General features: G+C 42.4%; 5 protein-coding genes. 1 reads left to right on the top strand and 4 read right to left on the bottom strand.

Annotation, left to right across the window (positions count from 1 at the left end):
• Positions 1-108: 108 nt before the first annotated feature.
• The 4 genes from KEM09_RS03930 to KEM09_RS03915 form a co-directional block, all read right to left on the bottom strand.
• The gene (locus KEM09_RS03930; RefSeq protein WP_212225804.1) at positions 109-2,781 is read right to left on the bottom strand and encodes an alpha-L-rhamnosidase-related protein; all 2,673 of its coding nucleotides are present in this window, start codon (positions 2,779-2,781) and stop codon (positions 109-111) included.
• Positions 2,782-3,141: 360 nt separating this feature from the next.
• A complete protein-coding gene (locus KEM09_RS03925) occupies positions 3,142-5,118 on the bottom strand; it encodes a hypothetical protein (protein ID WP_212225802.1) in 1,977 nt (658 codons plus the stop codon).
• A 46-nt stretch (positions 5,119-5,164) separates the two neighbouring features.
• Complete coding sequence (locus KEM09_RS03920) at positions 5,165-7,915, bottom strand: TonB-dependent receptor (protein WP_212225800.1); 2,751 nt, start codon at positions 7,913-7,915, stop codon at positions 5,165-5,167.
• Positions 7,916-8,223: 308 nt separating this feature from the next.
• Entirely contained in the window at positions 8,224-10,506 is a 2,283-nt protein-coding gene (locus tag KEM09_RS03915; RefSeq protein ID WP_212225798.1) for an inorganic phosphate transporter, read from the bottom strand.
• Positions 10,507-10,776: 270 nt separating this feature from the next.
• On the opposite strand from KEM09_RS03915, the gene KEM09_RS03910 reads away from it, so the two are divergent.
• A complete protein-coding gene (locus tag KEM09_RS03910) occupies positions 10,777-11,814 on the top strand; it encodes a sensor histidine kinase (protein WP_212225795.1) in 1,038 nt (345 codons plus the stop codon).
• The last annotated feature ends 91 nt before the right edge of the window (positions 11,815-11,905 follow it).

The raw sequence follows: 11,905 nt of genomic DNA, 5'->3' as shown, positions 1-11,905 counted from the left end.
ATTTATAGTAATAATAAGCCTACCTTATTAATAACAATCCCAGCGGGATTGCATATTATATAGACGCTTCATTGTCTTTTTGCATTTTTAATCGGTCTGTAATGATTATTATTGTTCAGGAATAATCATCAATTCATCCAGCAATGCAGTATTGATGTCTCTGTTCATATTGTTGTTATAACTCTCAAAGGTCAGGCTAATCTCGTTATTGCCTTTCTGGAGGTCTACCTTAACAAGGTTGGTATTGCCCCAGTTCGACCATTCATCTTTGCCTCGCTGTGGCATCACCATCACACCTGCTTTTTGCCCATTGACATGGAGTGTTCTGATGGCACATTTGTTATCGGTATTATCAGGTCCAGAGCCATTGCTGTATCGGGCCTGGACGAGGTATTTGCCAGCTTTATTAACACTAACTGATGCTGAAATAGTTGTATTGAGATCTTTGGAAAGTTCAATATATCCATCACCATTGAAGCCATTGGCCCTGATGGAACCGGCATCACCCAGTTTGCTGGCATCAATGCTTAAGGATGTGGCCGGAAGGATGGTTACCGGCGCGCTCATAAATGATTCGTTTTGCCCGTTGATGGCTTTGACACAATATTCATGGTAATAATCACTCACGTCGCAGATGTACTCTGTGTTACCGGTTGTTTGCATTAGTTTGCCATTACGCACTACCTGGTAATCAGTAGCCCCTTCAATGCTGTTCCATGTTAGTTTATTACGGTCGTAGGCGAGGCGTGGTGTTTTAAGTGAGAAGCGATTGGAATTGACGGGTTTACTACTTTCAGCATCTACGGTATTATCCAGCTCTATAACCACTTTATAATCACCTGTAGCCGACGGCGGAATGATAGCTAGTGATGCTTGTCCATTGACCGTACAGCTTTTAATTTTTGACCCATAGCCCTTTATGCTTAAGTCTATATTGGCAGAACGGTACTTAAGGTTAGTGATAGTCATCTCGCTGCCATAGCTTTGTGGGATAAACGGCTTGATGTGTAAACCGTCGAGCTCAAATCTTAAACCAGCAAAGATGCGGTAAACAGAACTAAGGTAACCAGCCACGCTCCATAGCTGACGGTTGGAGTTAACCTCGGTATCTCTGAAATCACCGTTTTCGGCTACCATATTTTCTTTATTAGTCAGAAATAATGCGGCTGCCCGGTGCATACCTGCCAGTCCTTGTTCGAGTGCTGCTGTATGCTCAGCTTTGGCGCAGGCCCAGTTCCAGTATGCCTGCACAAATGGCCAGATGCCGTTGTTGTGGTAAGGCGGCATGTCGGGTATTTGCGGATAGATGCAGGGGATGCCGTAGTCCAACACAGGTGTATTCTCAATAAGCTGTTGGCTCTTTGTATTATCAGCTATGTCAAACAAGATGGTGAAGGCTTCACCCAGGGCCTCACTGCGAGGGGATAACATCAGCTTGTTTCGCCCATATAGATATTGTGCATAATAGCCCTTGTCTTCCATCCAAAGTTCTTTGTTAATGGCCTGCTTTACTTTCTCCGATTCCAATTGATAAGGTTGACTGTTCTCACCCAATAGTTCTGCTATCTGCGCCAGAATAGAATAGGTTTGGGCATGAACAGCATTGGTGCCCAGACAGCGCGATTCAAAAATATCAACACCATTCATCCAGTCAGGATAGGTTTGCTTTCGCCAGTCAAGAAATGATGATTCGCCTTTAATAAGGCTGGAACGATTGTCTTTCAAGGTTCGAAAATCATCATCCACCGAATTTTTTATGATGGGATAGATGGTCTTCAGCCATGCTTCATCGCCGGTAACTTTGTATACCTCCCAGGCAGCCAGCGCCCAGGTGGTGCGGTCCGATGAAACAGGCCAGGCGCCGCCCGTTCCGGTATCTTGAATGATCCTATCATTTTTGACTTTACGCATCAGGCTGGTTTTGGCTACTTCAGGATTGGTGAAGGCATAGGCCAGCAAGATGGAGTAGCTGACATCGCGTGTCCACACGCCTGGCCATTCTTCACCAGTGCGAAAAGTGCCATCTGCTTCAATATTCATTTCGGTCTCGTCAAGCGCCAGGTTGTATAATGCATCCAACAGTGGTACCGATGATGTCAGCTGAGGGTAGCTGGAAATATTGTGCTCAAGCTGCCACTCTTTAGCCGTGAAATCATCAGGGTTATATGGATTGAGGGCCAGTGTTATCTCAAAAATACCATCGCCATTGTCATCTTTTAGTTCACGATCGGTGCGACCAGCCAGGTTGTCAAAATCCCAGCCCAGTGGCGAAAGGTTACCAGCGATATAAATACCTTTATAGTCCTCTTTATAAATCTTTTGTCCACTATAGGTTTCATAAAAGCCCTGTTCGCTAAATGCTTTGATGATGGCACTGGCATCCACCTGTATCAGCAGCGGAGTATTGGGTGCAATACTGCCATTGGGAGTAGCTTTTTCTTCCACCTCGTGTTTCTCGCCAAAAGTCAAAAGAGGCAATTGAATGGTGCCGTCGTCACCAGGAGTCAGGAGAAAGGTGTGATTAATGCCCACAGGCAGCTCATTGTCCTTGCCATTGATGGCAAACTTAAACTCTATGAAATTGGGGAAGGTGGCATTAGCCGGACTCTGGTAGTCGGAGGTGATGTGAAAAGGTGAGTGAACCTGTGCTGTATATTCACCTTGTTCCACGCGGTCGTAGAATAGGGTGAAGTTTTCTCCCTGATAGAGTGGTGTACTATCTTGTGTTTGACAGGCAATTAACAGAAGGGGTGCAGTTAGGAAAAAGAAGAACTTTTGCATAGTGGTGTTTATTAATGATACAGTATGCAAAATACTCAGATGCTTAGGAAATCGCAAGTTGTTAAGGGTGCTGTGTTCAGCCAGTCAGGCATATAGTGTGTTGGTGATTGAGCTTTGTCCTTTTGCAAACGTTTGAAAATATCGTTAGGATATCTGCCCAAACAGTTTGGGTAATGCGCCCAAGCGACCTGGGTAGGCTGCCCAAGCATCGTGGGCAATGCGCCCAAGCATCGTGGGCAGTGCGCCCAAATTGTCTGTCCTTATAAGGATCGCTTGCCTGGGCGGTTAATTCAAGTGTTTTGATCAAAAAAGCGACAGGAATAGTTCCTGCCGCTTTTCTATATTTTTTCTTAATACTGCTTACAAAGAAGCTTCAATCCATGACCATCCTGAGATGTCGATTGGTGTGGCATCTTTGCCTGAATTAAGTGTGTAGTAATATTTATCAGCCACGTTTTGGCTAGTTGCATCAGCATTAGCACCGGCAATCTTAACATTAGAAATGGCGCCATTGTCTTTCATATCCAGGTCAACATCATATCCATCTAAGTGCAGGTTAGTGATGGTAGCGCCTGACTCTTTCTTGAATTGCAGGGCAGTACCACCCGTTGTTGAAATGGCAGTTACATTTTCGAACTGGGGATTACCATTCTCTTTATCTCCTTCAAAGGCTGTTGAGAATCCGTCAATAGTGTGAGAGATGTAGGTGTTGGTAATGCTTCCGCTCCATCCTTCTGTCCAGTCCACAGCGTCATCTTCATTATTTTCAAGGTAGATGTTGGCTACGGATACCGTTCCGCCAAAGAACTCAATACCATCATCAGAACCGTTGATAACAGCTACATTGCCAATGGTTGTGCCTGAACCAACTGAGTAAAGAGATACGCCGTTGTACTGTGATTCTGAGTTGATTTGAGCACCTGTTCCTTTAATTACCAGATAGTCGATTGAGCCAGAGTTATCTGTATCATCGTTTCCTCCATAGATGAATCCACCTACTTCAGCAGTGATATCGGTACCAGCAGAAGTTGTAGCTTTACCGCAGATGGTTAATCCACCCCAGTCGCCAGGGATAGCCTGGTCAGAAGCAATCACAACCGGGTTGTCAGCGGTACCGGCGATGTCAATCATTCCACCCATTAATACGGCGATGTAAACGTCAGTACCACCTGCATCAGCATGAATTTTGGTGCCGGCAGGAATGGTCAGTTTAGCACCTTCCTGAACAATGTAGGCACCAGTTAAACGGTATGATTTAGATGCATCTAAAGTAAGGTCAGTTGTTACATTGCCTTTTAATTCAACAACTTCAGCCAGCTCTGCATCAACCCAAGTCCAGTTACCTGGGTCAACAGTAGCTTGTGCATTGTAAGTATTGGCAGGGTCAGCTGTTTCTCCATCGATAATTACGTTAGCCAACGGCCCATCGTCTTTCATATCGATTGTTTTCTCATAACCGCTTAATGAAAGACCAGTGATAGTAGCACCCGATTCTTTTTTGAACTGCAAAGCAGTACCTCCTGTTGTAGAAACAGCAGTCAGGTTAATGATTTTTGGGTTCGCATTGTCCTTGTCAGCTTCAAGCACTGTTGAGAAATCAGCAATGGTGTGCTCCACGTAAGCATTGGTAACAGTTCCGCTCCAACCTTCAGTCCAGTCAATTGCATCATCTTCATTGTTTTGTAAGAACAGGTTGGTAACTGATACCGTTCCGCCGAAGAATTCAACACCATCATCGGCACCGTTGATAACGGCTACATTGTTAACGGTTGTTCCTGAACCTACTGAGTAAAACGAAACACCATTGTATTGCGACTCAGGATTGATTTGAGCTCCTGTACCTTTAATTACCAGGTGACTGATTGTTCCTGAATTATCGGTGTTGTCGTTGCCACCGTAAAGGAAACCGCCTACTTCGGCTTTGATATCAGTACCTGCTGTAGTGCTGGCTTTCCCGCAAATGGTTAAACCACCCCAGTCGCCTGGCTTAGCAGCTGATGAAGACATTACAACAGGGCTCGATTCGGTACCGTTGATATTAATTTTACCACCCATTAATACGGCAATATAAACGTCAGTTCCACCGTTGTCTGCAATTATTTGTGTACCTGCAGGAATAGTTAAAGTAACGCCTTCGCTCACAATAAACGAACCTGTCAGGTTGTAGCTTCCTGCGCTCAAAATGTAATCTTCAACAAGGGTACCGTTCATTGTACCATTGTCAAGTGCTTCAATAACGTCTTGTCCAGGCTTAGGATCATTGTCGTCATCACAGCTCGCTAGGAAAGGCATTGCTAAAATGGCAAGACCTAAAACTTTTAAAACTAATTTTTTCATTTTAGATTAATTTAGGAATGTTAATCAAGTAAATAGACTATAATTTTTAGTTCAAGTTGATGCTGACTCCCATACTCAGGCTAACGCCTTTTTTGTATGATTTAACAACCTCGTCAGATTGTGCAGCAGCACCGCCGCCATTGAAGGGAACAATCAATTGTGTTTGCTCAATTTCAGGATTCAGTAAGTTTTTGCCTGTAAATTTCAATGATACACGGTCTGATAATTTTTTACTAATGATAAGGTCAAGCGTAACAAATCCTTTCTCAATGATTTCACTGTTGAAGTATTTGTCGCTGTTGTCAAAATCTTCGGGGGCTCCCAGTGCAAATATTTTATCTGAAGAATAGTTGCCCGTTAAGGTAGCTACCAGTTCTTTGGGTTGGTTGTTCGAATAGGTTAACGAACCGTTCGCGATAAATTCAGCCGCTCCCTGCAGACCAGTTTCGGTTTTGTTATGGTACTGGAATTCTTCGTGTAAGTCCTGGTTAAACCACATTTTAGTCAGGTTCACAGAAAGGTCCAAACCTGGCATACCTTCTGTTTCTGCCTTAATGATATTAACTCTTGATTCCACTTCAAGACCGTAAACATCGGCTCTGTCACCCGTGTTGGCATATGAGAAATAGCCAGATGAACCATGAAGCATGCGCAGGTTAATAGGATCATTAATCATCTTATAAAAACCGGTTACCGAAAGCAACTGTCCGGCGCTTGGGAAGCGTTCCCACTTCAAATCGAAGTTGTAGTTTTCTGAGCTTTGTAACTCTGGGTTACCGGTTGTTACACGTCCTGTTGGCGATACATAATCAAAAGGTGCCAACTCCTTGAATTCAGGAAGTGTGATAGTTTTACTGGCAGAAAAACGCAGAGCACTTTTTTCAGACGTCTGATACTTGAGGTGTAATGCCGGTAAAATGTTGTTATAGCTTTTTGATGTACTGCCAATTCGTCCTACGTAGTTATCCACATCCCAGTTAATGTCAATTTTATCAACCTCATAGCGTGCACCTACATTGGCCGAAAATTTATTGATATCAAGACCAAAGTTTAGGAAGCCTGAGTACACTAACAGGTCTGCATCGTAGGTGTTGGGTTTACCCTGGCGTATGGTTAATGTGCCGTTCTGGTATAGACTCTGGTCTAATAAGGCTTCGTCCAGATTGTCAATGGAAGCTACCTGAACACCTTTGGCTCTTACACCCATAAACAGCGACTCAAATGCCCTTGTTTTTGAGCGGAAGTTGGCACCAACGTTCAATTTCATTTGCTTGCCTTCTTCATCAATCAGTTTGATTTCATCCTTGAGGTAGGCGTTGAGCTCTGAGTCTTTAATTTCCTGTAATGATTTTCGTTGCTGGTAATCACCTACGTGGGCAAACTGTACTGTGTTAGCATCCAGTATGTTGACTTCATTGCGGATGCGATTCGGCTCATCGGCATTCACCATGTTGTAGGCCACCGCCCATTTAACCAACTGCTTGTCAGTTAATTTATGAGAACCTAATAATTGGTTGATGAACAGGGTTGTTTCTTTTAAATTCTGGTCGCGTACAAAAGCGCCATCTTCCTGTGGGTCCTGGTCAAATACATAGCCTTCACCATTTCTACCTTGCTCATACAATTCATCTTTGGTGGTATGGATGAACATACTGTTGAAATTGACAGAGTGGTTGATGTTAAAGTCATAGGCCAGATTCAGTAAACCGGTTGTATTATATTCGGTAATGTATTTTTCAACATCATTAAAGGAGTTATCCAATATATTGGAACGGTAACTTCTGAAAACCCCGGTTTGATATTCGGATGAACCCGATTGCGAAAGCGTAGCGAATAGGGTGAACTTATCACCGATTTTTTTGCCACCTAACACTGAAACGCCATAGTTAATGGGCAATCCTTTGGTTTCGGTATTCCAACTCTGTTTGGTGATAGCATCTTTAGTGCCAAACGGTCTGCTGTAAAAACCCAAGGTTTGGTCGTTAATATTTTGAGTGGCTCTGAAGTCGCCAAAAACACCATTTTTCAGCACATTGGTGTTGGCTCCTCCACTTATGCCGATGCTTATTTTCTCACTGTAAGTTTTTGAGCTGATATCAACGGCACCTGAACTCTGGTCGGCGTACGTACTTACATCGTATGTTTTATTAATACCAATGTTTTTAATCACATCCGTTGAGAACAGATTCAGATCAATGTTCTTTTTCTCAACATCATCAGATGGAACCGGCAAACCATTCATGGTAGTTGTTAAATAGCGGTCGCCCAATCCGCGTATATATACATCACCAGAGCCTTCGTTCTTGGTGACGCCTGAAATTTTTGAGGTGGCATCTGCTGCATCTGAAACACCAAGGTTCGACATGCGTTTGGCACCAATCTTCTCAACAATGATATCGGCTTCTTTTTGCTCCAGCATTAAAAAGTTCTCTGATTCGCGATTGGCTTTGGCTACTACCTGTACTTCTGCAATATCAAGCTCCGATTCGCCCATCATAAAGTTTAAAGTAGTTTCTTCACCCTCTTTAATTATGATGCCTTCTTTCACCTGTGACTCATACGAAATGTATTGACAACGAATAGTGTATGTGCCAGGCTCTAATGGTGGCATAGTATAGTCACCCATAAAGTCAGTGGTGGTTCCTGTTGTAGTACCTTCAACAACAATGGCAGCTCCAATAAGCTCTTCGCCTGTTTTGCTATCAGTTATTTTCCCTTTAAGTATCCCTGTTTGTGCAAATCCCTGTGTAAGACTTACCAGACATAGAATAACAATTCCTAATACTTGTCTTTTCATTTTCCTCTCAATAATTCAAATATTTCGAGAGCAAATGTATGGCAAGGTCAGGGCTTGACTGATAAGAGAGAATTAATTCAACTTTAAATGTGTGTTAAGTTGAAATGTGTGCTAAGTGACTGTTTAGTAATGGCATGGGTTGGCTGCTTCATTATTAGCCGGATATTAACAATGCATGAGTTAATATGCTATTAACAGGTATTTAACATTGCATGAATTAATGGGGGTATACTGATTTTTTTCTGTATAAAAACAGCTTCCAAAACTTCAAAAAAGGCACTTGGTCAACTATCAGAAACTGACTATGTTTAACTATTAGGGCGACATGATTTAACAAAGTCGCGGTGTGCTTTCAGTAAATTGATGGAATAAAGCAGTACATTCTTGGTTTCGGCCAAAATATCCATAAAAAGAATGCTAACCCGTGTTCGGCCTTCACCTTTCTGAATGCGTTTAATCTGGTTGCGACGCAAGGTGTCCTGAAATCCGATTAAGAAGTTTTGCTTGCTCACCATCTCATTGAGGTGATCAAAGTTTTGTTCTTTCTCCATGTGGATGATGTGGTTGAAATAACCTGTGACTTCATCTAATAGCTCTTGCAAATCTGCACTTTGTGACGCGGTCATGCCTTTGTGCTGATTTTCGATATGCTCATAAAGCGGTTGTGTAATATTGGTTAAGCAACCAACCAGCTCGGTGAGGTAATCAAATGCCTGCACAAAATAATGTCCGGAGTCTATCCCTTCTTCTGTCACCTTCGCATAGGCATAAAAGAATTTGGATTTACTGTTGCGTGTAAATTTATCCAGAATAAGTGCTTTATTATTAGCTTCGTGCAGCTGTCTGACATCTTCATCGATAAAACCCTGAAGCGATAAGTAAAACACTTTTGAGGCTTCCTGCAGATGTTGCCTGATTTGATCACTACCATTATCCATCAGGTGATCCAGGTTATTGTCTGTCTCATCCTGGTATTCTTCTTTCAGAATACGTTTCTCTTCCTGCTTACGTTGGTGGTACCTTTTCGTCAGATATAATGAGGTGGCAGCTAATGCTGCAGATGCTATGGCAGCTATCCAACCGCCATACCATATAATATAGGTAAAAATAAATGCGCCAATAAATGCCAGGCACGCTGTGAAAAACCATCCTCCCAAGATGGATAGTACACCGGAAACGCGGTAAACGGCGCTCTCTCTTCCCCATGCCTGATCGGCCAATGAGGTGCCCATGGCTACCATAAATACCACAAAGGTGGTAGAAAGCGGAAACTGCATGTAGGTGCCAAGCGATATGAGGATGCTGGCCACCACCAGGTTAACGGAAGCTCTGACCGTGTCAAAATAAATAACACCATCTACCGTACGTGCCTCTGCGGTATCGGCTTTCTGATAGCGTGAATCGAAAAAACGGACTACTTTTTGGGGAAGTACCCCAATGACCATGCTATGCAAATGCAAAAAATTACGCACAATGACCCTTGATAGATGCGACGGTTCGAAGCGCTCATAACCGCTCGATTGTCTGCCCAGATAAACTTCTGTTTCGGTAACACTTCTGGCTTTTTTCGACCTGAAAAGTGTTATCGTCATGATAATGGCCGATAGGGTAAATATCACCGTGTAGGTGTAGTCACTGAATATATCTTTACGTATGACCCCTTCTGACATAAAACCGAGGGAGAAATTATCGGGCGTTGATAGGCCGGATGCCATAAACTCTTTAAAGCTTTCTATGGCTGCCAGTGGTATGCCTATAAAGTTTACCAGATCATTGGCAGCAAAGGACATGGCCAGTGCAAAAGTGCCAAAAAGTACTACGATACGCGGTATATCAACATTAAACGATAGCCCTAAGAACAGAAACACAAATGTAGACAGGGCGAAAATTCCGAAAAGGATTTCTTTTTGATAGGCTACCAGAAGTTCATACCAAGGGTAGGTGTCAAAAATACTGGTGTCACCAAGTCCTTTTTTTAAGATCATAAAAACAATTGCTGTAATTGACAATCCTCCAACGATGGCAAATAGGTATTTAAAACGCCTTTGATAGTTAAAGCTGAAAATGATACGGGTAATAAACTGCACAATTCCTCCCACCACAAATGCCAGGAATATAGAGAGTAATATGCCAGCCAATATGACGAATGCTTTATCAGTATTAATCAGCGCTTGCACATCAATGCCATCGATACGGGCCTGTCGGTTCTTTATGAATGATAAGGCCATGGCACCACCCATCAGCTCAAACACAATAGCTATGGTAGTAGAAGTAGGAAAGCCTAAGGTGTTGAAGCCATCAATAAGAATAATATCAACAATCATTACGGCTACAAACACTACAATTAACTCGGTAAATGCAAAACTGGAAGGATTAATAACACCTTTTCGGGCAATCTCCATCATGTTGGCAGAGAGCAATGAGCCAATAAGTAAGCCCACTGCTGCTATCCAATATACAAATTTACGTTTCGCAGCACGTGAGCCAATGGCAGCATTCAGGAAATTAACCGCATCGTTTGATACACCAACAACCAAATCAACTATGGCCAATAAGCCAAGCAGAATTACAGCAATCCAAATTAACGTCATAAAGCTTTATTGATAGTTTCAAATATAGGTGTATCGTATCGCAAAGGTAGCACGGAAATGTTAAGTTTATATTAATATCACAACTTGCCGTGTTGCTACAAATGTATCTAATATCAGTAAAGTAACGAAATATGTGCTTAACATTGAGTTAACATGTGCAATATTGCTATAAATTGATTAATAAGGCAATAATTCGTATAACTTTGTTGTGCGATCAGGTATAATCTGCCGAAATCTGCCAGGCCTGTTTCGCCGATAAATAATATTACTATGAAATCTCTTGAGCCACAAAAAATAGCCGGATTTGTCGCTATTGGTTTTTTGGTGTTGGCATTTGTATTCTTTGGCATCAACTATTTTAGTCCCAACCTGTATTATTCACTGGCTATTTCAGTACCGGTATTTTTTGCTATATCCTTCGCTTTGGTTAACTATTTTATCAATTCTTTTATTTACTCAAAAATTAAACCCATCTATCAAACGATATATGGGCATGATAAAGGCCAGGCTGTTGAAGTCACTTCGTCGGATTCTGATGATATACTCTCTACAGTAAATCGTGAGGTGGTTAACTGGATGCAGGACCGAACCCAGGAAATACAGGAGCTTAAACAGATGGAAAAATACCGTAAGGAATTTTTAGGTAACGTGTCGCACGAACTCAAAACGCCGATTTTTAATATTCAGGGATATATTCTTACCTTGCTTGATGGCGGCATTGATGATCCTAACATTAACCTGCGCTACCTGACCCGTACCGAAAAGAGTATTGACAGGATGATATCTATTATTGAAGATCTAGAGGCTATTTCGAAACTGGAGGCAGGTGAGTTACAGCTCAACCCTGAGCGTTTTAACCTCATTCAACTGGTGGATGATGTGTTTGAACTTCAGGAAATAAGGGCTAATCAGAAAAATATCAAACTTGAATATGGTGAAGGTGCAGCATTGCCACTATGGGTGAAAGCCGATAAGCAGCGGATGTTTCAGGTGGTTAGTAATCTGATTGTCAATTCAATTAATTACGGAAAGAAGGATGGAGAAACCGAAGTAAGTTTCTTTGATATGGATAACCGGGTGTTGGTTGAAGTTAAGGATACGGGTATTGGTATTGCAGAAGAGAGCTTGCCGCGCATTTTTGAACGTTTTTACAGAGCCGATAAAAGTCGCAGTCGCGAACAGGGAGGTACAGGTCTTGGATTAGCCATTGTTAAGCACCTGATAGAAGCGCATGGTCAACGTATCAACGTGCGAAGTACTTTGGGAAAAGGCACGGTGTTTACCTTTACACTTGAGAAGGCACTCTAATATGGGTTCGAGTGAGTTTTTGAATGCTTATCTCCTGCAGAATGTTGGATGCGCGGAAATTGACAAAAGAGCATTGTACTATTTAACATTA

The organism is Carboxylicivirga mesophila (assembly GCF_018271975.1).
Lineage (GTDB): Bacteria > Bacteroidota > Bacteroidia > Bacteroidales > Marinilabiliaceae > Carboxylicivirga > Carboxylicivirga mesophila.
Note: the sequence above shows the minus strand (reverse complement) of the source record. Positions and strands in the feature narration are given on the sequence as shown.

What these genes read in the sequence shown, in the direction of transcription:
- KEM09_RS03930 (WP_212225804.1), bottom strand. Translation starts at nt 2,781, where the DNA reads ATGCAAAAGTTCTTCTTTTTCCTAACTGCACCCCTTCTGTTAATTGCC.
- KEM09_RS03925 (WP_212225802.1), bottom strand. Translation starts at nt 5,118, where the DNA reads ATGAAAAAATTAGTTTTAAAAGTTTTAGGTCTTGCCATTTTAGCAATG.
- KEM09_RS03920 (WP_212225800.1), bottom strand. Translation starts at nt 7,915, where the DNA reads ATGAAAAGACAAGTATTAGGAATTGTTATTCTATGTCTGGTAAGTCTT.
- KEM09_RS03915 (WP_212225798.1), bottom strand. Translation starts at nt 10,506, where the DNA reads ATGACGTTAATTTGGATTGCTGTAATTCTGCTTGGCTTATTGGCCATA.
- KEM09_RS03910 (WP_212225795.1), top strand. Translation starts at nt 10,777, where the DNA reads ATGAAATCTCTTGAGCCACAAAAAATAGCCGGATTTGTCGCTATTGGT.